23 protein-coding genes and 1 other RNA gene are annotated in these 22409 nt (G+C 60.5%); 14 read left to right on the top strand and 10 right to left on the bottom strand.

Features of this window, described 5'->3' with window-relative positions:
* The first annotated feature begins 152 nt into the window (after positions 1–152).
* On the top strand, positions 153–767 hold the full coding sequence (locus tag ASD60_RS11310; RefSeq protein WP_056854086.1) for an energy transducer TonB: 615 nt from the start codon (positions 153–155) through the stop codon (positions 765–767).
* A gap of 51 nt (positions 768–818) precedes the next feature.
* On the opposite strand, the gene ASD60_RS11305 is transcribed toward ASD60_RS11310, so the two are convergent.
* Complete coding sequence (locus ASD60_RS11305; RefSeq protein ID WP_056854085.1) at positions 819–1796, bottom strand: NADPH:quinone oxidoreductase family protein; 978 nt, start codon at positions 1794–1796, stop codon at positions 819–821.
* A 150-nt stretch (positions 1797–1946) separates the two neighbouring features.
* Between ASD60_RS11305 and ASD60_RS11300 the strand changes: the two genes are divergently transcribed.
* On the top strand, positions 1947–2354 hold the full coding sequence (locus ASD60_RS11300; protein WP_056854084.1) for a flagellar basal body-associated protein FliL: 408 nt from the start codon (positions 1947–1949) through the stop codon (positions 2352–2354).
* A 134-nt stretch (positions 2355–2488) separates the two neighbouring features.
* On the opposite strand, the gene ASD60_RS11295 is transcribed toward ASD60_RS11300, so the two are convergent.
* The gene (locus ASD60_RS11295; RefSeq protein ID WP_056854083.1) at positions 2489–2938 is read right to left on the bottom strand and encodes an EVE domain-containing protein; all 450 of its coding nucleotides are present in this window, start codon (positions 2936–2938) and stop codon (positions 2489–2491) included.
* A gap of 197 nt (positions 2939–3135) precedes the next feature.
* Here ASD60_RS11295 and ASD60_RS29150 point away from each other — a divergent pair, with 197 nt between their 5' ends.
* On the top strand, positions 3136–3291 hold the full coding sequence (locus tag ASD60_RS29150) for a hypothetical protein (RefSeq protein WP_008048702.1): 156 nt from the start codon (positions 3136–3138) through the stop codon (positions 3289–3291).
* A 35-nt stretch (positions 3292–3326) separates the two neighbouring features.
* On the opposite strand, the gene ASD60_RS11290 is transcribed toward ASD60_RS29150, so the two are convergent.
* The 4 genes from ASD60_RS11290 to ASD60_RS11280 all read right to left on the bottom strand — a co-directional run bounded on the left by ASD60_RS11290 (position 3327) and on the right by ASD60_RS11280 (position 4750).
* Positions 3327–3932 (bottom strand): 5-formyltetrahydrofolate cyclo-ligase, encoded by a 606-nt coding sequence (locus ASD60_RS11290; protein WP_056854082.1) that lies wholly within the window; start codon positions 3930–3932, stop codon positions 3327–3329.
* A gap of 85 nt (positions 3933–4017) precedes the next feature.
* Positions 4018–4196: non-coding RNA, 6S RNA (ssrS, locus tag ASD60_RS28195), on the bottom strand.
* A 30-nt stretch (positions 4197–4226) separates the two neighbouring features.
* A complete protein-coding gene (locus ASD60_RS11285; protein WP_008055229.1) occupies positions 4227–4544 on the bottom strand; it encodes a cell division protein ZapA in 318 nt (105 codons plus the stop codon).
* Positions 4541–4750 carry a TIGR02449 family protein gene (locus tag ASD60_RS11280; RefSeq protein WP_007982902.1) on the bottom strand — a complete coding sequence of 70 codons (210 nt, stop codon included), beginning with the start codon at positions 4748–4750 and terminating at the stop codon, positions 4541–4543. The genes ASD60_RS11285 and ASD60_RS11280 overlap by 4 nt, the downstream gene beginning before the upstream one ends.
* Before the next feature lie 206 nt (positions 4751–4956).
* On the opposite strand from ASD60_RS11280, the gene ASD60_RS11275 reads away from it, so the two are divergent.
* The 10 genes from ASD60_RS11275 to gcvP all read left to right on the top strand — a co-directional run bounded on the left by ASD60_RS11275 (position 4957) and on the right by gcvP (position 17549).
* A complete protein-coding gene (locus tag ASD60_RS11275) occupies positions 4957–5514 on the top strand; it encodes a YecA/YgfB family protein (protein ID WP_056854081.1) in 558 nt (185 codons plus the stop codon).
* A gap of 26 nt (positions 5515–5540) precedes the next feature.
* Entirely contained in the window at positions 5541–6875 is a 1335-nt protein-coding gene (gene pepP / locus ASD60_RS11270) for a Xaa-Pro aminopeptidase (protein ID WP_056854080.1), read from the top strand.
* Positions 6872–8059: a 2-octaprenyl-6-methoxyphenyl hydroxylase gene (gene ubiH / locus ASD60_RS11265; RefSeq protein ID WP_056854079.1), complete on the top strand. Its 1188-nt coding sequence runs from the start codon at positions 6872–6874 to the stop codon at positions 8057–8059. The genes pepP and ubiH overlap by 4 nt, the downstream gene beginning before the upstream one ends.
* Positions 8052–8537, top strand: coding sequence for a DUF4442 domain-containing protein (locus tag ASD60_RS11260; protein ID WP_056854078.1), 486 nt, complete (start codon positions 8052–8054; stop codon positions 8535–8537). The genes ubiH and ASD60_RS11260 overlap by 8 nt, the downstream gene beginning before the upstream one ends.
* 9 nt (positions 8538–8546) lie before the next feature.
* Positions 8547–9764 carry a 2-octaprenyl-3-methyl-6-methoxy-1,4-benzoquinol hydroxylase gene (locus tag ASD60_RS11255; protein ID WP_177336573.1) on the top strand — a complete coding sequence of 406 codons (1218 nt, stop codon included), beginning with the start codon at positions 8547–8549 and terminating at the stop codon, positions 9762–9764.
* Positions 9765–9969: 205 nt separating this feature from the next.
* Positions 9970–10974: an extracellular solute-binding protein gene (locus ASD60_RS11250; protein ID WP_056854076.1), complete on the top strand. Its 1005-nt coding sequence runs from the start codon at positions 9970–9972 to the stop codon at positions 10972–10974.
* 152 nt (positions 10975–11126) lie between these two features.
* Entirely contained in the window at positions 11127–12743 is a 1617-nt protein-coding gene (locus ASD60_RS11245; RefSeq protein ID WP_056854075.1) for an ABC transporter permease, read from the top strand.
* 156 nt (positions 12744–12899) lie between these two features.
* Positions 12900–13982 carry a glycine cleavage system aminomethyltransferase GcvT gene (gene gcvT / locus ASD60_RS11240; RefSeq protein ID WP_056854074.1) on the top strand — a complete coding sequence of 361 codons (1083 nt, stop codon included), beginning with the start codon at positions 12900–12902 and terminating at the stop codon, positions 13980–13982.
* A 49-nt stretch (positions 13983–14031) separates the two neighbouring features.
* On the top strand, positions 14032–14415 hold the full coding sequence (gene gcvH / locus ASD60_RS11235) for a glycine cleavage system protein GcvH (RefSeq protein WP_056854073.1): 384 nt from the start codon (positions 14032–14034) through the stop codon (positions 14413–14415).
* 260 nt (positions 14416–14675) lie between these two features.
* The gene (gene gcvP, locus ASD60_RS11230) at positions 14676–17549 is read left to right on the top strand and encodes an aminomethyl-transferring glycine dehydrogenase (RefSeq protein WP_056854072.1); all 2874 of its coding nucleotides are present in this window, start codon (positions 14676–14678) and stop codon (positions 17547–17549) included.
* A gap of 137 nt (positions 17550–17686) precedes the next feature.
* On the opposite strand, the gene ASD60_RS11225 is transcribed toward gcvP, so the two are convergent.
* From ASD60_RS11225 to ASD60_RS11215, 3 genes are all read right to left on the bottom strand, one after another.
* Positions 17687–18004 carry a DUF2388 domain-containing protein gene (locus tag ASD60_RS11225; RefSeq protein ID WP_056854071.1) on the bottom strand — a complete coding sequence of 106 codons (318 nt, stop codon included), beginning with the start codon at positions 18002–18004 and terminating at the stop codon, positions 17687–17689.
* A 73-nt stretch (positions 18005–18077) separates the two neighbouring features.
* Positions 18078–19862, bottom strand: a complete 1785-nt coding sequence (locus ASD60_RS11220) for a GspE/PulE family protein (protein ID WP_056854070.1) — start codon at positions 19860–19862, stop codon at positions 18078–18080.
* 90 nt (positions 19863–19952) lie between these two features.
* Complete coding sequence (locus ASD60_RS11215; RefSeq protein WP_056854069.1) at positions 19953–20291, bottom strand: hypothetical protein; 339 nt, start codon at positions 20289–20291, stop codon at positions 19953–19955.
* Positions 20292–20417: 126 nt separating this feature from the next.
* On the opposite strand from ASD60_RS11215, the gene ASD60_RS11210 reads away from it, so the two are divergent.
* Entirely contained in the window at positions 20418–20888 is a 471-nt protein-coding gene (locus tag ASD60_RS11210; protein WP_056854068.1) for an Lrp/AsnC family transcriptional regulator, read from the top strand.
* 118 nt (positions 20889–21006) lie between these two features.
* Here ASD60_RS11210 and ASD60_RS11205 read toward each other — a convergent pair whose 3' ends face one another.
* Positions 21007–22377, bottom strand: coding sequence for a CYTH domain-containing protein (locus ASD60_RS11205; protein WP_056854067.1), 1371 nt, complete (start codon positions 22375–22377; stop codon positions 21007–21009).
* Positions 22378–22409: the final 32 nt, after the last annotated feature.

Raw genomic sequence — 22409 nt, 5'->3', positions numbered from 1 at the left:
ACTGCCGGGCCGGCAGGATTAAGGCAAATCTTTGGGAAATGTCCTGCACTGTTACCGGAAGCCATGATCTTCAGCTCAATACCTTCGCGCTTTAACCTTTTGGCCAGTTGCCAAGACTGGCATTTGAGGTGCGAAGGGGAGAGGGAAGGGTTATGCGGTGGATTGCGTTCTTGCTGGTACTGGCGTTGTCTGGAGAAGCCCGGGCCGAGGAGTTTTTGCTTATTCCGGAAGACAATCCCAAGCCGGTGTACCCGCCGGCGCTGCAAAGGGCCGGAATTACAGGTGATGTCCGGGTCAGGTTCACGGCGCATGCCGATGGTTCGGTGAGCAAGGTGAGCATTTTGCAAAGCGATCACCCGGATTTGGCCGAGGCGACCCGGGTTGCCATTGCGCAGTGGCGATTCAAGCCGTGGGTGGTCGAAGGTGGCAAACCCAAAGAGCAGGAGGTCATTGCGCCCATGATCTTTCGATACGACTCGGATCTGCCCATTCATATCAATCAGTGGCTCAAGGAGCTGAGATGCCGCGATTTCAATGAGGTCATGGCCAATGTTCCGGAGAGCGGTTGGCTTGATGCTTCTGCCTTCCATTACACCCGTGCCTACCTGTCGAATGCGTTCTCCGCGACCAGCTTGTCAAACGAGCGACGTCTGGAGCTGATCGCAAAGCTGAACAGGGCGGTGCCGATTATCGTCCGGCAATGTTCGAGCAAACCAACGTCCCGGTTTGCGAGGTTTTTGCCTGAGGACCTTCGCAAGCTGCTTTAGTTGTCGACTGGGTCTGAACCCGATTGCTTGAGTCCAGACCGTTTTGCCAATTCAGCGAACCTGCACCACCACCTTGCCTACCGCCTTGCGCTGGCCCAGATCGTTGATCGCCTGCGCGGCACTGCTCAGCGGATACACCTGCGACACCAACGGCTTCAGCTTGCCTTCGGCAAACCAGCCGAAGAGCTGCTGGAAGTTCGCGGCGTTGTCCTGCGGTTGGCGCTGGGCGAACGAGCCCCAGAATACGCCGAGTACCGCTGCGCCTTTGAGCAGTGCCAGGTTCACCGGCAGTTCGGGAATCCGGCCGCTGGCGAAACCGACCACCAGCAGGCGGCCGTTCCAGGCGATGGCGCGGATGGCCTGGTCGAACAGGTCACCACCCACCGGGTCGTAGATCACGTCGGCACCCTGGCCATCGGTCAGGCGTTTGATTTCGTCCTTGAGGCTGGTTTCGCTGTAGTTGATCAGTTCGTCGGCCCCCGCGGCTTTGGCCACGGCGAGTTTTTCTGCGCTGCTGGCGGCAGCGATCACACGGGCGCCCATGGCCTTGCCGATCTCCACTGCCGCGAGGCCGACGCCACCGGAAGCGCCGAGCACCAGCAGGGTTTCGCCCGGCTGCAGGTTGCCACGCTGCTTGAGCGCGTGCATCGAGGTGCCGTAGGTCATGCTGAAGGCGGCGGCTGTGTTGAAGTCCATCGACGGCGGAATCGGTAGCACGTTGTAGCCCGGCACCGCGACCTGTTCGGCGAAGCTGCCCCAGCCGGTCAGGGCCATGACCCGGTCTCCGACTTTCAGGTGACTGACCTTTTCACCCACTTCGCAGACCACGCCGGCTGCTTCACCGCCCGGTGAAAACGGGAAGGGCGGCTTGAACTGGTACTTGCCCTCAATGATCAGCGTGTCGGGGAAGTTGACCCCGGCGGCGTGCACATCCAGCAGGATTTCGTTCTTCTTCGCGACAGGGCTGGCGACGTCTTCCAGCACCAGCGATTCGGCAGGGCCGAAGGCTTTGCACAGCACGGCTTTCATCAGGGCTATTCCTTTGGGAGTGATGGCCGATAAGTGTAGGTGTGTGAGTCGATGGGTCAACGAGCATGCCCGGCCCTGATAGGCAGCCATAAGCTTGTGCTTGCGCGGCGGGTCGTTATGCTAGGCCGCAAACCGGATAAGGAGCGAATTGTGAAAGCGTGGATCATGTTGATGCTGGCCCTGTCTCTGCCTGTGGCAGCAGTGGCCGAAGAAGCCAAAGAGGATGCGGCACCGAAGGTCAATTACATCACCCTGAGCCCGCCGTTCGTGGGTAATTACGGGCTCGATGGCACGCCGAAACTCAAGGTATACAAGGCCGATGTGGCGTTGCGAGTGACCGGCGAAGAGGCGACCAAAGCGGTCAAGGCCAACGAGCCGCTGATTCGGAATCAGCTCGTGGCGTTGTTTGCCCAGCAGACTACCGAGACGATGAACAACGTCGAGGCCAAGGAAAAGCTGCGTCAGGAAGCGCTGAAGCAAACCCAGCAGATCATGAACGACGAAACCGGAAAGCCGGTGGTTGAGGATCTGTTGTTCAACAACCTGATCATCCAGTAATGCTGGACCTGTAGGAGCAAAGCTTGCTCGCGATAGCGCACTCAAGACCGCCATCGCCGGCAAGCCGTGCTCCCACGACCGCCATCGCCGGCAAGCCGTGCTCCTACGACCGCCATCGCCGGCAAGCCGTGCTCCTACAGAAGCGCAATCACCGCCGCCCACTGCTCCGGCGTCACCGGCATCACCGACAGCCGCGATCCTTTCTGCACCAGCGGCATTTCGGCCAGTGCCGTCTGCTGCTTCAGGTAATCGAGCTTCAAGACCTTGGAAAACGTCTTGATATGTTCTACGTCAATTGCACTCCAGGCGTTTTTTTCCGTGGTTGCCTTGGGGTCGTAGTAATGACTTTCAGGCTCCAGCGCCGTCGGGTCTGGATACGCGGCTTCGACTATCTTGCCGATCCCGGCGATCCCTGGTTCCGGGCAGCTGGAGTGATAGAAGAAAAACTCGTCCCCCACCGCCATGGCCCGCAGGAAATTTCGCGCCTGATAGTTGCGGACCCCGTCCCAGCGCGCTCTGCCAAGCTTCTCCAGGCCTTTGATCGAGAGTTCGTCGGGCTCGGATTTCATCAGCCAATAGGCCATGTTTTTTGTTCCTTGCGAGGTGAGTGGGCAGGTTGTCGGGCAATTTTATGACAAACCGACAGTCGGTTGACGCCAGCATTTGCGCAGCGGTTCACGTTGCCGCAAAATGCCGGCCTTTAGAGCTTGACGCTGCTGCACGGCCTACAAAACGGAAACCGCTGCTGTCATCGTGTTGATATGCCTTTGGGGGGCAATCGATGAAACGCAAACCGGATTTACTATGGATTTTGGTCATTTTGTTCGGCCTCGGCGTCGTGACCACTGGCTATGCCCAAAGCCTGTGGGCCAACAAGACCGACGCGCCGGTCGAAGTAGCCCAGTTGCAGCAACAGTCGACTGCGTTCAAGCGCTGATCCTGTCTTTTCGACGCCGCTGACGCCAGTGGCGTCTAGCCCGCGTAATACCAGGCCTTGTCCGTTACCGTTCCTTGCAGCGGCACATCCCAGCTCGCTTGAGCCAGGCGCTCGACCTTCTGACATTCATGGGCCAGCCCCAGCAGTGTCGGCTTGCGCCAGTCATTGCGACGCGCCAGGTAGGCCAGGCTTCGATCGTAGAAACCGCCGCCCATGCCCAGGCGTCCGCCGACATCGTCAAAACCCACTAATGGCAGCAGCACCAGATCCAGCGCCCAGACTTTGCGTTGCCGGGCAAGGTTGTGCCGGGGTTCGAGTATCCGAAAGCGGTTGGGCTTGAGCTTTTCACCGGGGCGGATGCGCTGGAAAACCATTTTGGTTCGCGGCCAGGCGCTGAGTACCGGCAGATAGGTGGCCTTGCCTCGACGTTGAGCCGCACGCAGCAGCAGTCGCGGGTCAATTTCACCGTCGGTGGGCAGGTAAAGAGAGATGTGTTTTGCGCGGCGAAACAGCGGTTGCTGAGCCAATTGCCTGTACAGCCCGCGAGCTGCCGCGCGCTGTTGACTGGGCGTCAATGCGCGGCGGGCCTTGCGCAGCAAGCGTCGAAGTTGCGGGCGTGGAAGCAAAGCAGGTTCGGTCATGGAATCGGCTTCAGCAGTATGGGTACGCAAATGGTACCCATAAAAACGCCGATGCCGGTATTCAAACCGGCATCGGACTGGAATCAGGCTCCCCGGATGTACCGCTGTCGACTTAGCCCTTGAACCCGAAAGTTCAAGGTGGAAGATGCAGTAGGCTTTAAGGCTTTCCGTCTAGCGGACATGCACACCAGCCCAACGTGCAACCTCCAGGGTATAGCAAATCGGCTCAGGGACATCGCCAACTGGCAAGCACCCCAGGGAGTGATCGGAGTATACCGCAAGCGGTGGCGCGAATCAGCCTTTGGTGACGTCCGGATCGGTCGCGAGCACCAGATCGACGCGATCGAGCAGGTCACGTACCTGTTCACGGGTCGAGCCGCTGGCCTGGATATCCGGGCGCTCTTCCTTGTGCAGCAGGTCGTGGGTGATGTTCAGCGCAGCCATCACGGCAATACGGTCGGCACCGATAACTTTGCCGCTGCTGCGAATCTCGCGCATCTTGCCGTCCAGATAGCGGGCGGCGCTCACCAGGTTGCTGCGCTCTTCCTGGGGGCAGATGATCGAATACTCTTTGTCGAGGATCTGCACGGTGACGCTATTGCTTGAACTCATGAGTCTTGCTCCAGGGCCTTGAGGCGCGAAATCATCGATTCGACCTTACGCCGGGCGATTTCGTTTTTTTCAATGAGGTGAGCGCGTTCCTCGCGCCAGGTCTTTTCCTGAGCTAGTAAGAGTCCGTTTTGGCTCTTAAGTTGCTCGACTCGGGTAATCAGCAGTTCGAGTCTGGCCATCAGCGCTTGCAGGTCGGTGTCTTCCATTGTCTTCACTGTCTGATGGGGTTGAACTGTAGGAGCGAGCCTGCTCGCGATGAACCCGAGAACGCCGCGGGTGTCAGGTACCCAGCGTAATCGTTGGCGGCCATCGCGACGGTGCGACGATTCGGCAGGCTCGCTCCTACAGAGGAGTCGATGTAGGATACAAGGCCTTCATTCTAGACATAGCGCCGTCTGGCGCCTAGCTGCCCATGACCATTCAGAATTCCCCGTACCAAGCTTTCGCCACCCTGCTGACTTCCAGTGGTCACAATGTCTCGCCTGCCGAACTGCACGGCCTGCTGCTCGGCCGCAGCTGCGCCGGCGCCGGTTTCGATGCCGAAGGCTGGCTGATCGACGCCGCCGAACTGCTCGAAAACGAGCCGCAGGACAACGTACGCAACGCCTTGATCGGCCTGCAAGAGATGGTCAAGGGCGAGCTCACCGGCGATGACGTGACCGTCGTCCTGTTGCTGCCGACCGACGATGCTCCGCTTACCGACCGCGCCGCTGCGTTGGGCCAGTGGTGCCAGGGCTTCCTCAGCGGGTTCGGCCTGAACTGCCGTGACAGCAGCGCCCTGAGCACCGAGGCCACCGAGGTGTTGCAGGATCTGGCAGCGATTTCCCAGGTGCAGGATGCCCTGGAAGAGTCCGAAGACGGCGAAACCGACTACATGGAAGTCATGGAATACCTGCGCGTCGCGCCGCTGCTGCTGTTCTCGGAAACCAAGAAAGACGCGGCGGCTGCCGCCAAACCGTCGCTGCACTGATCAAAGCCAGGGAACGCCATCTGCCCATGATCCATATCCCGAAATCGGAATACAGCCGTCGCCGCAAGGCCTTGATGGCGCAGATGGAACCCAACAGCATCGCCATCCTGCCCGCCGCCGCGGTCGCCATCCGCAACCGCGACGTCGAGCACGTCTACCGTCAGGACAGCGACTTCCAGTACCTCAGCGGTTTTCCCGAGCCTCAGGCGGTACTGGTGTTGATGCCAGGCCGCGTGCATGGCGAGTACATTCTGTTCTGCCGCGAACGCAACGCCGAACGTGAGTTGTGGGATGGCCTGCGTGCCGGCCAGGAGGGTGCGATTCGCGACTTCGGCGCCGACGACGCCTTTCCGATTACCGATATCGACGACATTTTGCCCGGCCTGATCGAAGGTCGTGACCGGGTGTATTCGGCCATGGGCAGCAACCCGGAATTCGACCGGCACTTGATGGAATGGATCAACGTGATCCGCTCCAAGGCCAATCTCGGCGCCCAGCCACCGAACGAATTCGTTGCCCTGGATCATCTGCTGCATGACATGCGCCTGTATAAATCGGCGGCAGAAGTGAAGGTGATGCGCGAGGCCGCACGGATTTCCGCCCAGGCGCATGTCCGTGCCATGCAGACCAGCCGTGCCGGCTTATACGAGTTCAGCCTTGAAGCCGAACTCGATTACGAATTCCGCAAGGGTGGGGCGAAGATGCCGGCCTACGGTTCGATCGTTGCCTCTGGGCGCAACAGCTGCATCCTGCATTACCAGCAGAATGATGCCGTGCTCAAGGACGGCGATCTGGTGCTGATCGACGCCGGCTGCGAAATCGACTGCTACGCCAGCGACATCACCCGCACCTGGCCGGTCAACGGCAAGTATTCCGCAGAGCAGAAGGCGATCTACGAACTGGTGTTGGCCGCCCAGGAAGCCGCGTTTGCCGAGATCGCACCGAATAAACACTGGAATCAGGCCCACGAGGCCACTGTGCGGGTGATTACCACCGGCCTGATCGAATTGGGTTTGTTGCAGGGTAATGTCGAAGAGTTGATCGCCAGTGAAGCCTACAAGGCGTTTTACATGCACCGCGCCGGTCACTGGCTGGGAATGGATGTGCATGACGTCGGCGAATACAAGGTCGGTGGCGAATGGCGTGTGCTGGAAGTCGGCATGGCGTTGACGGTAGAGCCGGGGATTTACATCGCCCCGGACAATCAGAGCGTGGCGAAAAAATGGCGCGGCATTGGCGTGCGCATCGAGGACGACGTAGTGGTCACCAAAAACGGCTGTGAAATCCTCACCAAGGGCGTACCGAAAACAGTGGCTGAAATCGAGGCTTTGATGGCGCAAGCGCGGACACAAGCGGCATGAGTCGAGTCAATCTGGCAATCATCGGTGGTGGCCTGGTCGGTGCCAGCCTGGCGTTGGCGTTACAGGCCGGGGCCAAGGCTCGGGGCTGGAAGATCGTCCTGATCGAGCCCTTCGCGCCCGGCGATTCGTATCAGCCAAGTTATGACGCGCGCTCCACGGCCTTGTCTTTTGGTGCACGGCAGATTTATCAGCGCCTCGGCGTTTGGCAGGAGATCTCCCGCCGCGCCGAACCGATCAAACAGATTCACGTCTCCGACCGCGGGCGTTTTTCCACGGCGCGGCTGTCGGCCATGGAGGAAGGTGTGCCGGCGTTGGGTTACGTGGTGGAAAACGCCTGGCTCGGCCAGTGCCTGTGGCAAGGCCTGGACAAAGACGTCATCAGTTGGCGGTGCCCGGCCGAAGTCACCCGCATGGAGCCGCTCACCGATGGCTATCGCCTGATCCTCAATGACGAAACCACACTGGAATGCGACCTCGCCGTGTTGGCCGATGGCGGCCGCTCAGGGCTGCGCGAGCAATTGGGCATCGGCATTCGAAAGCGCCCGTACAACCAGAGCGCGCTGATCGCCAACATCACCCCGAGTGAAGCCCACAACGGCATGGCGTTCGAGCGTTTTACCGACGATGGCCCGATGGCGTTGCTGCCGCTGCCGGACAACCGCTGCGCATTGGTCTGGACCCGTTTGGGCATGGACGCGCAACGCTTGGCTGCATTGGATGAACGCAGTTTTCTCAGCGAGTTGCAGGGCGTGTTCGGTTATCGCTTGGGCACGTTGAAGCAGGTTGGCGCTCGGCATTTGTATCCTTTGTCGCTGGTCGAGGCCGAGGAACAGGTACGCTCGCACCTGGCGGTGCTCGGCAATGCCGCCCATAGCCTGCACCCGATTGCCGGACAGGGTTTCAACCTGTCGCTGCGTGATGCCCAGGCACTGGCCGATGCATTGCTCGCCAGCGAGCAGCCATTGGGCCACTTCGCGACCTTGCAGGCTTATCGCGAACGTCAGCGCCTGGATCAGAACCTCACCGTCGGTTTCTCCGATCAGGTCACGCGCCTGTTCGGCAGCACCCAGCCACTGGTTTCGTTGGGGCGCAATCTCGGATTGCTCGGTCTGGATCTGCTGCCGCCGGCCAAACGCTGGTTCGCCCGACAGGCCATGGGCCTGGGTACTCGCCCTGATGTTTAAGTGGCTGACTCGCACGTTCGGCAAGGCGCGACTGATGCGCCGATTCATGAGCTTCTATCCGCCGTACCTCGGCGCCGGCGTGCGCGTGCGGCATATCAGCGATGACTTTCGCGACATCCAGGTCTCCATGGGCTTGAGCTGGTACAACCGCAATTATGTCGGCACCCAGTTTGGTGGCAGCCTGTATTCGATGGTCGACCCGTTCTTCATGCTGATGCTGATGGAGAACCTTGGGCGCAACTACATCGTCTGGGACAAGGCGGCGGACATCGATTTCATCGCGCCGGGCAAAGGCCCGGTGTTCGCCCGTTTCAACATCGACGACACGTTGCTCGACGAGATCCGGCGACAGACGGCGGGTGGCGAAAAATACCTGCCGCAATTGCAGGTCGATATTCATGACGGCGCCGGCCACCTGGTGGCGCGTGTCGGAAAAACCCTTTACGTGCGGCTCAAGCCGCAAGCGAGACAGGCTTAAAGCATGGAAATGCGCGCAGATCTGCTGATTGTCGGAGCCGGAATGGTCGGCAGTGCCCTGGCGCTGGCGTTGCAGGACAGCGGGCTGGAAGTCCTGCTGCTCGACGGCAGTCCGATGAGCGTCAAACCGTTTGACGCCCAAGCCCCGTTCGAACCACGGGTGAGTGCGCTGTCCATCGCCAGCCAGCGGATTCTCGAGCGCCTGGGTGTGTGGGACGGCATCGTCAGCAGGCGCAGCAGTCCCTATAGCGACATGCACGTCTGGGATGGCAGCGGTACCGGGCAGATCCACTTCTCGGCAGCCAGCGTGCATGCCGAGGTGCTGGGACACATCGTTGAGAACCGCGTGGTGCAGGACGCCTTGCTCGACCGCTTGCACGATTGTGATTTAGGCATGCTGGCCAACGCGCGTCTCGAACAAATGCGTCGCTCCGGCGACGATTGGCTGCTGACCCTGGCCGACGGCCGCACGTTGCGTGCGCCTCTGGTGATCGCGGCGGATGGCGCCAATTCGGCAGTGCGGCGCCTGACGGGCGTGGCGACGCGGGAGTGGGATTATTTGCATCACGCCATCGTCACCAGCGTGCGCAGTTCGAAAAACCATCAATCGACAGCCTGGCAGCGCTTTACCGACAACGGCCCGTTGGCGTTTTTGCCGTTGGAGCGTGATGGTCAGCACGACTGGTGTTCGATCGTCTGGTCGACTACGCCGAGTGAAGCCGAACGCCTGATGGCGCTGGATGACGAGGTGTTCGGCCGCGAGCTGGAGCGAGCCTTCGAAGGTCGGCTAGGTACCGTGCTCAATGCCGACCCGCGTCTGTGCGTGCCACTGCGTCAGCGGCATGCCAAGCGTTATGTAGCTGAAGGCCTGGCGCTGATCGGCGATGCGGCCCACACCATTCACCCATTGGCCGGGCAGGGCGTGAATCTTGGCTTCCTCGACGCCGCCGTACTGGCCGAAGTGTTGTTGCAAGCGGCCGGCCGTGGTGAACGTCTGGCGGATGTGAAGGTACTCAGCCGCTACGAACGTCGCCGCATGCCGCATAACCTGGCGCTGATGGCGGCGATGGAAGGCTTCGAGCGACTGTTCCAGGCCGATCCGTTGCCGGTGCGCTGGTTGCGTAATACCGGGCTGAAGCTGGTTGACCAGATGCCGGAGGCCAAGGCGCTGTTTGTGCGCGAAGCGCTGGGTTTGATCGGGGATCTGCCGGCGCTGGCCAAGGCCTGAGATATTGATGGCCTGTGGCCAGTTCGCGGGCAAGCAAATCGACACGCACTGGTAGGAGTGAGGCTTGCCCGCGAAGGCGTCGGCACATTTTCCAACAATGTCGCCTATGCAACATCTGGTAACGCCTCCGCGAACTGTTCGATTGAGAAGCTAAATGTGAGTCCTTATCATTTGGTCTCACTTTTTCAATCGAGAGACCGCTCCCATGTTGGCACCGAAGCGTCTACTGACCGCACTGGCCCTGACTCTGATTGGCAGCACTGCCGCCCAGGCCGCCGACGAGGTGGTTGTCTACTCCTCGCGTATCGACGAGCTCATCAAGCCAGTCTTCGATGCCTACACTGCAAAAACCGGTGTGAAGGTGAAGTTCATCACCGACAAGGAAGCGCCGCTGATGCAACGGATCAAGGCCGAGGGCGAGAACGCCACAGCCGACCTGCTGCTGACCGTTGATGCCGGCAACCTCTGGCAGGCCGAGCAGATGGGCATTCTCCAGCCGTTCACCTCGAAAACCATCGACGCCAATATCCCGCTGCAATATCGCGCAGCTTCCCATGCCTGGACCGGCCTGAGCTTGCGCGCGCGGACCATCGCCTACTCCACCGAGCGGGTGAAGCCGGGCGAGTTGACCACCTACGAAGCGCTGGCCGACAAGAACTGGGAAGGTCGCCTGTGCCTGCGCACGGCAAAGAAGGTCTATAACCAGTCCCTGACTGCCACCATGATCGAAGTGCACGGCGCCGAGAAAACCGAGAAGATCCTCAAGGGCTGGGTCAACAACCTGTCCACTGACGTATTCTCCGATGACGTCGCCGTACTCGAAGCCATCAACGCCGGCCAATGCGATGTGGGCATCGTCAACACCTACTACTACGGTCGCCTGCACAAGCAAAAACCTGATCTGCCGGTGAAGCTGTTCTGGCCGAACCAGGCGGATCGTGGCGTGCACGTCAACCTGTCGGGTATCGGCCTGACCAAACACGCGCCGCACCCGGAAGCCGCCAAGGCCCTGGTGGAGTGGATGACCACGCCTGAAGCGCAGAAAATCTTTGCCGATGTGAACCAGGAGTTCCCGGCCAACCCGACGGTTCAGCCATCCGCAGAAGTGGCGGCGTGGGGCAAGTTCATTGCCGATACCTTGCCGGTGGAAGTCGCGGGCAAGCGTCAGGCTGAGGCGATCCGGATGATGGATCGGGCTGGCTGGAATTGACGTTACCTTTATACTGCGCGCCTTTACGGCACTGATCGTTCCCACGCTCTGCGTGGGAATGCATCCACCGACGCGTCGAAGCGTGACGCAGAGCGTCACAAGATGTGTGCCCACGCAAAGCGTGGGCACAATCATTTAAACGAGAGTTTTCCTTGGCCCACCCCGCCCAACGCCGCTGGTATCCCCTGGTCTTCGCCATCGCTGCGCTGGTCCTGTTGCCCTTGAGCGTGTTGCTGTTGTCCTGGCAAACCATCGATCAGCAGATCTGGTCCCATCTCTGGAAAACCCAGATGCCGCGGTTGTTGGGCAACACCCTGACCCTGGTGCTTGGCGTTGGTGTCGGCGTGACGGTGCTCGGTGTGAGCCTGGCCTGGCTCACCAGCCTTTGCGAGTTCCCCGGCAGGCGCTGGCTGGACTGGGCCTTGATGCTGCCCTTTGCGATTCCCGCCTACGTGCTGGCGTTCGTCTTTGTCGGCCTGCTGGATTTCGCCGGCCCGGTGCAAACCCTGTTGCGTGAGTGGTTCGGCACCGGGCTGCGCCTGCCGCGCGTGCGTTCCACGGGTGGGGTGATTGTGGTTTTGGTGTTGGTGTTCTACCCCTATGTTTACCTGTTGGCGCGCACGGCATTCCTGGCTCAGGGCAAAGGCTTGATGGAGGCTGCTCGGGTGCTGGGGCAATCGCCCTGGCAGGCGTTCTGGCGGGTGGCCATGCCCATGGCGCGTCCTGCCATTGGCGCGGGTGTGGCATTGGCGCTGATGGAAACCCTGGCGGATTTCGGTGCCGTGTCGGTGTTCAACTTCGACACCTTCACCACCGCCATCTACAAGACCTGGTATGGCTTTTTCAGCCTGTCCAGCGCCGCGCAACTGGCCAGCCTGCTCCTGCTGGTGGTGATGGTGGTGCTGTACGGCGAGCGGCGTGCCCGTGGTGCCAATCGGGCGAGCAATGAACGGCCACGGGTCAAGGCGCTGTATCACCTGCATGGAATCAAAGCGCTGCTGGCCACCGGCTGGTGCGGTCTGGTATTCGCCTGCGCCTTCGTCATCCCTGTGCTGCAACTGTTGGTGTGGTTCTGGCAGCGCGGGCGCTTCGATCTCGATGAGCGTTATACCGGTCTGATCGTCCACACGCTGTACCTGGGCGCGATGGCGGCGTTGGTCACTGTCAGTGTCGCGTTGGTCCTGGCGTTTGCCCGACGCTTGGCGCCGACGCAGGGCATCCGCGCAGGTGTCAGTCTGGCCAATCTGGGTTATGCATTGCCCGGTTCGGTGCTGGCGGTGTCGATCATGCTGGCGTTCAGTTATCTGGACCGTGAGCTGGTGATTCCACTCTCCGGCTGGTTCGGCGGAGCCGGCAAGCCACTGCTGCTGGGCAGTCTGGCAGCGCTGTTGCTGGCCTATCTGGTGCGTTTCATTGCCGTGGCTTATGGGCCGCTGGAAAGCAGTCTGGCGCGTATACGGCCATCTTTGCCCGAAGCGGCACGTAGCCTGGGTGTCAGCGGTCCGCGACTGTTTTTCAAAGTGTATCTGCCGTTGTTGCTGCCCGGTTCGTTGAGTGCGGCGCTGCTGGTGTTTGTCGACGTGCTCAAGGAAATGCCCGCGACCCTCCTGATGCGCCCGTTTGGCTGGGATACGCTGGCAGTGCGAATCTTCGAAATGACCAGTGAGGGTGAGTGGGCGAGGGCGTCGTTACCGGCCTTGACCCTGGTTTTGGTCGGGCTGCTACCGGTTATCGGATTGATACGACGTTCGGCGCATCGAAACAGCTAGGTGCCAGTCCTACACCTTGCGGCTACAATGCGCGGCATTCGGTGCGGTCCGTCTGACAGACAAGGTAGTAAAAATCGGCTGGAAGCCTTTGATTTCAAGGTTTTCAGACGGTTTATCACTCGCCCGCACCTTCGCCACGCCCGGAAGGAGAAACCCATGGGACAGCGTACGCCTCTGTATGACCTTCACCTCGCCCTTGGCGCGAAGATGGTCGATTTTGGCGGTTGGGATATGCCTCTGCATTATGGATCGCAGGTCGAGGAACACCATGAGGTGCGCCGCGATTGCGGTGTCTTCGATGTATCCCACATGACCGTGATCGATGTCAGCGGCCCCCAGGCCAAGGCCTGGCTGCAGCACCTGCTGGCCAACGACGTCGAACGCCTGCACAGCTCCGGCCGTGCGTTGTACAGCGCCATGCTCAATGAACGTGGCGGCATCGTTGACGACATGATCGTCTACCGCCTCGATGAGGGTTATCGCCTGGTGGTCAACGCCTCGACGCGCGATCAGGACATGGCGTGGATGCAGGCGCATCTCGACGGCTTCGATGTACAGCTCAACGAACGGGCCGAACTGGCGATGCTGGCCATTCAGGGGCCGCATGCCCGGCACAAGATTGCCGAACTGGTGAACCAGTCCCGCGGCAATCTGATTCAGCTGCTCAAGCCTTTTGAAGGTCAGCCCGACGGTGACTGGTTCATTGCGCGTACCGGCTACACCGGTGAAGACGGTCTGGAAATTATCTTGCCGGCCGATCAGGCGCCGGGATTCTTCAACGATCTGGTCGGGGCGGGTATTTCCCCGATCGGGCTGGGCGCACGTGACACCTTGCGGGTCGAGGCCGGGATGAACCTCTACGGCCAGGACATCAATCAAGACGTTTCACCGCTGGCCTCCAACATGGCCTGGAGCATTGCCTGGGAACCGACCTCGCGCCAGTTCGTCGGCCGCAAGGCACTGGAGGCGGAACAGGCCGGAGGAATTCAGCACAAACTGGTGGGGCTGGTCCTTGAGGAACGCGGCGTTTTGCGCGCGCATCAAGTAGTCCGCATCGCTGATGTTGGCGAAGGGGAGATCACCAGTGGTAGTTTCTCTCCTACGCTTAGCAAGTCGATTGCACTGGCGCGCGTGCCGATGGCAACTGCCGACCGCGCAGAAGTGGAAATCCGTGGCAAGTGGTACCCGGTTCGAGTGGTCAAACCGACCTTCGTACGCCATGGCAAAACCTTGATCTAATCTTTTCCGGCGGGCTTGGACCGCCGACAATTTTCCTGAGGAACTGAACATGAGCGATATTCCTGCCGACCTGCGTTTTGCCGAAAGTCACGAATGGGCACGTCTGGAAGCCGATGGCACCGTCACCGTGGGCATCAGCGATCACGCGCAGGAAGCGCTGGGTGATGTGGTGTTTGTCGAATTGACCGAAGTCGGCAACGTGTTTGCCGCGCAAGATCAGGCCGGTGTCGTTGAATCGGTGAAAGCCGCTTCCGACATCTATTCGCCGATTGCCGGTGAAGTGATTGCCGTGAACGAAGAGCTGAGCGCCAACCCGGAACTGCTCAACTCCGATCCGTACGGCGCCTGGATCTTCAAGCTCAAGCCAGGCAACAGCGCTGACCTGGACAACCTGCTCGATGCCGCCGGTTACAAGGCTGCCATCGGCGAGTAAGCCTTCAAGCGTCACCCCAAAGCCCCGACCTGTCGGGGCTTTTTCATGCCTGACAACTTTCGCGATACCTGCTTTTTTGTGGGAGCGAGCTTGCTCGCGATGAGGGCCTCACATTCAACATTTATATTGGTTGATCTACCGCTATCGCGAGCAAGCTTTGCTTCCACAGGGTTTTCCAAAGAATCGTGTCCGACATCGGCTGCTATGCTGGTTTGACCGTGTTGCATCGACGCTGAGCGCCAGCCAAGAGAGAGCCCGTCATGTCCCAGTTGCCGTCCCTGAGCCAGTTACGCGACCCCAATGCCTTTCTTCGCCGCCACCTCGGGCCGGATGCCGCCGAGCAGCAGGCGATGCTCGACAGCCTCGGTCTTGGCAGCCGGGTCGAGCTGATCGAACAGACTGTGCCGCCGGGAATTCGCCTGAATCGGGCGCTTGATCTGCCACCGGCACTGGACGAAGAAGCGGCGCTGGCGAAGCTGCGGGGATATGCCGAGCAGAATCAGGTCTGGACCAGCCTGATCGGCATGGGCTATCACGGCACGCTCACGCCGACGGTCATCTTGCGCAACGTGCTGGAAAATCCCGGCTGGTACACCGCTTACACGCCTTATCAACCGGAGATCGCTCAGGGCCGGCTCGAAGCGCTGTTGAACTTCCAGCAACTGACCATCGATCTCACGGGGCTGGAATTGGCCAACGCCTCTCTGCTGGACGAAGCGACCGCCGCGGCGGAAGCCATGGCCCTGGCCAAACGCGTTGCCAAATCGAAAAGCAATCTGTTCTTCGTCGATGAAAACTGCCATCCGCAGACTATTTCCGTGGTGCAGACCCGCGCCGAAGGCTTCGGTTTCGATCTGATCATCGATGCTGTGGATAACTTGAAGCAGCACCAGGTGTTCGGCGCGCTGCTGCAATATCCCGACACCCACGGCGAGATCCGCGACCTGCGTCCCTTGATCGATCACCTGCATGCCCAACAGGCGCTGGCCTGTGTCGCCACGGATCTGCTGAGCCTGCTGTTGCTGACCCCGCCGGGAGAATTGGGTGCCGACGTAGTGTTCGGTTCGTCCCAGCGCTTCGGCGTGCCCATGGGCTACGGTGGGCCGCATGCGGCGTTCTTTGCCAGCCGCGACGAATACAAGCGAGCGATCCCTGGGCGGATCATCGGCGTGTCGAAAGATGCCCGGGGTAACGTCGCCCTGCGCATGGCCCTGCAAACCCGCGAGCAACACATTCGTCGCGAGAAAGCCAACTCCAACATTTGCACGGCCCAGGTGTTGCTGGCCAACATTGCCAGTTTCTATGCGGTCTACCACGGGCCGGAAGGGCTCAAGCGCATTGCCCGGCGTGTGCATCGACTGACCTGTATTCTCGCCGAGGGCCTTGAGCGCAAGGGCATCAAGCGCCTGAACCAGCAGTTCTTCGACACGCTGACGCTGGACGTCGGTGGCACCCAAACGGCAATTATCGAAAGCGCCGTGGCCGCACAGATCAACCTGCGCATCCTGGGGCGTGGGCGGTTGGGTTTGAGCCTCGACGAAAGTTGTGACGAAACCACGGTGGCAAAACTGTTCGATGTGTTTCTGGGAGCCGATCATGGGCTCGACGTCGACGAACTGGACACACAAACGCTGGCTTGCGGCATACCGGCCGGCCTTTTACGCACTACGCCTTATCTGCAACATCCGGTGTTTAGCGCCCATCACAGCGAAACCGAAATGTTGCGTTACCTCAAGCAGCTGGAAAACAAGGATCTGGCGCTCAATCAGTCGATGATTCCACTGGGCTCGTGCACCATGAAGCTCAACGCCACCAGCGAGATGATCCCGATCACCTGGCCGCAGTTTGCCAATCTGCATCCGTTCGCACCTAAAGAGCAGGCCGTCGGTTATTCGTTGATGATCGAGGAGCTGGAGCGCTGGCTCTGCGCGATCACCGGTTTCGATGCGATCTGCATGCAACCCAACTCGGGCGCCCAGGGCGAGTACGCGGGATTGCTGGCGATCCGCAAATACCACGAGAGCCGCCAGCAGGGTGGACGCGATATCTGCCTGATTCCATCATCGGCGCATGGCACCAACCCGGCGTCGGCGCAGATGGCCGGGATGCGCGTGGTGATCGTTGAATGCGATGAGGCCGGCAACGTCGATCTGGAGGACTTGAAGGAAAAAGCGGCAGACGCCGCAGACAAACTCTCTTGCCTGATGGCGACGTATCCTTCGACCCATGGCGTCTACGAGGAAGGCATCAGCGAGATCTGCGCGGTGATTCACCAGCACGGCGGCCAGGTGTACATGGACGGCGCCAATCTCAATGCCCAGGTCGGGCTGGCGCGGCCTGCAGACATTGGCGCCGATGTGTCGCACATGAACCTGCACAAAACTTTCTGCATTCCCCACGGCGGCGGCGGGCCGGGCATGGGGCCGATAGGCGTGCGCGCGCATCTGGCACCGTTCGTGGCCAACCATCCGGTGGTGCCCATCGACGGACCGCTGGCACAGAACGGCGCGGTCAGCGCAGCGCCGTGGGGCAGCGCGAGTATCCTGCCGATCAGCTGGATGTACATCGCCATGATGGGGCCGCAACTGGCCGACGCCAGCGAAGGGGCGATCCTGGCGGCGAATTACCTGGCGCGGCATTTGTCCGGCGCGTTCCCGGTGCTCTACACCGGGCGCAACGAGCGGGTGGCTCACGAATGCATTCTCGACCTGCGACCTTTGAAGGCGCTGACAGGCATCAGTGAGGAAGATGTTGCCAAGCGCCTCATGGACTATGGCTTCCACGCACCCACCATGTCGTTTCCGGTGCCGGGGACGTTGATGGTCGAGCCTACGGAAAGCGAATCGAAAGCCGAGCTGGACCGCTTCATCGGGGCAATGCTGAGTATTCGCGCAGAGATTACCGAAGTGCAGAATGGCAACTGGCCGGCCGAAGATAATCCCTTGAAGCGCGCACCGCATACGCTGGCCGATGTCACCGGGATCTGGGAACGGCCCTACAGCATCGAGCAAGCAGTTACGCCGGACGCGCATACCAAGGCCCACAAGTACTGGCCGGTGGTGAACCGGGTGGACAATGTCTACGGGGACCGGAATCTGTTTTGCGCGTGTGTGCCGGTGGATGATTACCGCTGACAGTACTCGTTCCTGTAGGAGTAAGGCTTGCCCGCGATAGCGACCTTGAGATCGTCATCGCGGGCAAGCCTTGCTCCTACAGTTTGTGCAAAAAAATGCCGCTCATTTGAGCGGCATTTTTCGTTCAGCAACCGGGCTTATTCGGCAGCCACGGCATTCTTCGCCAGAATCGCATTCGCCAGTTCCATATCCGTAGCCTGCAGGCCCGGATTGTCGGCGCGGACTTTCTGCATGGCCGCTTCCAGGTACGGGCCGCGGATGCCGCCGTCGCTGGCAACGAAGCTGCCGGCATCGTCCTGGGCGGCGACGATCAGTTTGTGATCCTTGAAGGTCAGGTAGGTCGAAGCGGTGGTCGCACCGGACGAAATGACATTACGCCAAAAGCTATCAGCCATCGCCGAACCGACTGGCAGGGACAACAGGGCGATGGTGGCGACAGCAAATTTGAAACGCATAGGGGTGACTCCACTGGGTTTTTAACTACGGGGTTGGATCGTCATCGCCCCATCCAGTTCCATCACCGCACGCCTACTTCTGCTCGCTCTGCGGCGTCACGCGCAAGACTTCTTCGACGGTGGTCAAACCCGCCGCCACTTTCTGCGCCCCCGACAATCGCAAGCTGCGCATGCCCTCCTTGAACGCCTGTCGCCGCACCGCCAGCAAGTCGGTGTCCGGGTTGATCAGGGATTTGATGCCATCGCTGAGCTGCATGATTTCGTAGACGCCCGCTCGCCCGTGATAACCAGTGTCGCGGCATTCCAGGCAACCGATGGCGCGTTGAGCGTTACCGGGCAACGGCGCCTGCCAGGGCCGGGTCAGGGTTTGCCAGTCCTCTTCGTTCAAGGCTTGTGGTGCCTTGCAGTGCGGGCACAAGGTCCGCACCAACCGCTGGGCCATGACGCCGAGGACCGTGGCTTTGATCAGGTAGTGCGGCACGCCGAGTTCCAGCAAACGGCTGATGGCGCTGGGTGCATCGTTGGTGTGCAGCGTCGACAGCACCAAGTGGCCGGTGAGGGCAGCTTGAATGGCCATTTCGGCAGTTTCCAGGTCGCGGATCTCGCCGATCATGATGATGTCCGGGTCTTGCCGCATCAGCGCGCGCACGCCGGCGGCGAACGTCAGGTCGATGTTGTGCTGGACCTGCATCTGGTTGAACGCCGGTTCGACCATTTCAATCGGGTCTTCGATGGTGCAGAGGTTGACCTCCGGCGTCGCCAGTTTTTTCAGCGTGGTGTAGAGCGTGGTGGTCTTGCCCGAACCGGTCGGCCCGGTGACCAGAATGATGCCGTTGGGTTGGCGGGTCATGTCTTGCCAACGGCGCAGGTCGTCTGCGGAAAAACCCAGCTGGTCGAAATCCTTCAGCAGCACTTCGGGGTCAAAGATCCGCATCACCATTTTTTCGCCGAAGGCTGTCGGCAGGGTCGAAAGCCGCAGTTCGACTTCCCCGCCGTCCGGGGTCTTGGTCTTCACCCGGCCATCCTGGGGTTTGCGCTTTTCCGCAACGTTCATCCGCCCCAGGCTTTTCAGGCGACTGACGATGGCCATGGTCACTTGCGGAGGAAATTGGTAGACGTTGTGCAACACGCCATCGATGCGAAAACGCACCGTGCCCTGCTCGCGCCGGGGTTCGATATGGATATCGCTGGCGCGCTGCTGGAAGGCGTACTGGAACAACCAGTCGACGATGTTGACGATGTGCGCGTCGTTGGCGTCCGGCTCCTGGTCGCTGGCGCCAAGGTTGAGCAATTGTTCGAAGTTGCCCAGGGTATTGACCTGCTGATCGGCGTTGTTGGCCCCGGTGACCGACTTGGCCAGGCGAAAGAACTCAACGCTGAAACGCTGGATATCCACGGGGTTGGCCACCACGCGTTTGATCGGCAGCTTCAGTACATGGGTCAGGTCGGCCTCCCAGCCGTTGACGTACGGCTGCGCGCTGGCGACCGTCACGGCGTCGCGGTCGATGGCCACCGCCAGGATCTTGTGACGCTGGGCGAAGGCGTAGGACATCAACGGCGTAACGGCGGCGACGTTGATTTTCAACGGGTCGATACGCAGGTAAGGCTGGCCGGCCTGCTGGGACAGCCACAGGGTCAGGTTTTCCAGATCAAGATGCTTGCCCGGACGGCTGAGGTCGTCCAGTTGTTGGCTGGCGATGAATTCCAGCGGGTGCATCTGGCCCTGTGCGGCATGGCGGCGACGGGCATTGAGTGCCTGCTCGGCAGAATCCTGGTTGATAAAACCTTGGGCGACCAGCTCGCGCAGCACATCATTGAGATCCAGCCAGCGGTCCTGAATTGAGAGTTGAACGGACATGCGGGCTCCTTTTGGACAACAGTCCGCAAAGGATAGCCGCGGCTCCGCAGACCGTTGGGCCACTACCCGACGAAGGCGTATCCGGTCTTTTCAGCCAGTCGCCTGAGCCGGCTCAACCCAGGCTGAATCGACGGTTCGCAACTCAACCGAGCAGACGCTGATCAGGTTACGAAGTTTTTGTGCAATGACCTTGGCGCGGTGCCAGCTCAATCCGTCCATGACAATCTCGATGGCCAGCAGGTCGTGCTGGCGCTGCACGTTGACCTGGTCCGGCGTGAGGCATTGCAGCGCAAACAGGTTGAGTGCGCGGCACAACAAGTCCGGTTCGGCTTCGGCCAGCAATTGGTAGTGCACACGGCAGTGGGCATTGCCGGCATTCCAGACGTCGGCGCGGATGGGAAAAGTGTTCACGGCTTCGAGATGCGGCATGGTCGGACTCCAAAAAACATGGAGAAATTTTTACATCCGTTGCCGGGTATTTCTTCTCTATGATTGAGCGAAAGACGCTTATGTCGAATCAATCAATTCGTTTACAAAGCGGTATGGGGTATTTTTATGCAGGTTGAGTTGGACAGCTACGACCGCAAGATTCTCGTGTTGCTGCAAGAAGACGCTTCGCTCTCCAGTGCGCAGATCGCTGAGCAGGTGGGACTCTCGCAGTCACCGTGTTGGCGGCGAATTCAGCGTATGAAGGACGAGGGGATCATTCGTGCCCAGGTGACGTTGCTGGATCGCAAGAAAATCGGCCTGAACACGCAGATATTTGCCCAGGTAAAACTCAACGCCCACGGGCGATCGAACTTCACCGAATTCACCGAGGCGATTCGCGGTTTTCCCGAGGTGCTGGAGTGTTATGTGCTGATGGGGGCTGTGGACTTCATGCTGCGGATCGTCGCGGCGGACATCGAAGCGTATGAGCGCTTCTTTTTCGAGAAGCTGTCGCTGGTGCCGGGGATTCAGGAAGTGAACTCGGTTGTGGCGTTATCGGAGATCAAGTCGACCACCTGTTTGCCGGTGGTGCGGTGATTGCCTTTGTGGCGAGGGAGCTTGCTCCCGTTGGGTTGCGAAGCGACCCCAAAACCGGCGTTTGCCGGAATGGGGAGTCCTTCGGCCTCCAGCGGGAGCAAGCTCCCTCGCCACAGGGTTACATGCGCAGGAGCATCTTCCAGGCACGGTTCTGATAAACCGCAATCGCCTGCTGCTTGCGCGCATCGAGCAATTCATCGGTGATCGTCGGTTCGTTGGCCAGTTGCGCCAGTTTGTTCAGCTCGCCGTACAGGCGATCCATTTCCGGGACCTCCAGTACGTTGCGCGCATGGTGCAACCAGACCTGGATGCGCTCGATGCGCGGCAGCTGTTCAGCCAGATCTTCCGGCTGTTGCTGGTAACGCTGCAATTGCAAGGAAGTGGCTTCTTCGCCCAGCAACCGTGGCAACCAGCTGCCCAATTGCGCAGCGCCCTGACGATTGCCGCGGGTGTTGCGCTCGGCGGTCCAGGTGCGGGCCAGCAACCAGCGTGAAGTGGTCAGGGAGAACAGGCCCCAACGCGGGTCTTCCAGTTCTTCGAGGAATTGCTCCGGCGCGGCTTTGCGCACGTCTTCATCCTCCAGACCGGCTTGAACCAGCGGACGCCAGTCTTCCAGCAAGGCATCGAGCGCGACGCGCAGGTCGTGGGTCGACTGACGCGGGGCGGCTTGCCCGAGGCTGCTGATCAGCGCGCGCATTTCAGCCAGGCACTCGACCCAGTCCTGCAGCAGGCGCCAATGACCGTTGAAGCGATACTGCTCGGCCAGACGCTGGCTGCTGCCCAGCAAATGCCAGCTCAGCGCGGCGAACGCGTCGTCCAGCGGGGTTTCGGCGGTGATCTGCGGCGCCGGCAGGCTCAGCGAATAGCTGTGGGCGTCGTACAGGCGATAACCGCGCTCGGCCTTGCTGATATCGCAAGGCATCAGCGCCAGTTTCTCGGCCAGCTCGGCGGCCAGTTCCAGCAATGCGGCCGGCTCGCCTTCGCGCAGTTCCAGTTCCAGCTCGCAGATTTCTTCTTTCTGTTTGCCGACCACGACGTGGCCCAGATCCAGAGCGGCTTCGATAACCACTTTGGTCTTGCCACGGCCCCAGGCGATTTCTGCACGTTCGCGGACGAAGTCGGTGGTGAAGATCGGCTTCAGGGTTTTCTTGTCCAGTTCGGCCAGTTCCTCGGGCCAGCATTCGCCGTCGAGTTTCTTCAGGTCGAGCTTGGCTTTGGGCAGGTTCCAGTCGTACTCGTTACGCTCGGACAGACCGGCAATGCTTTGGCCGCGGGTTTTGAGGGTCTGGATCACTTCTTCGCCATCCTTGCGCAGGCGCAGGGCGACTTTGGCCCGGGCCAGATCGCGCTCCGGGGTGTCGAAGTATTGATTCATCAACTCACGGCGTTCCCAGCCACTTTTGTTGCGTTTTTTAAGAAGAGGGTGCTCGCGCAGGGCGGCGAGGGTTTCGCGGCTGACGCGGAGTTTGATTTCGGTTTCTTTCTGCATGGCCGGAAAATCCAGGATCGGGAGCGCAGCCG

This window comes from Pseudomonas sp. Root562, from assembly GCF_001427125.1.
Taxonomy (GTDB): domain Bacteria; phylum Pseudomonadota; class Gammaproteobacteria; order Pseudomonadales; family Pseudomonadaceae; genus Aquipseudomonas.
The sequence above is the reverse complement of the archived record's forward strand: the minus strand, read 5'-3'. Positions and strand labels throughout refer to the sequence as shown.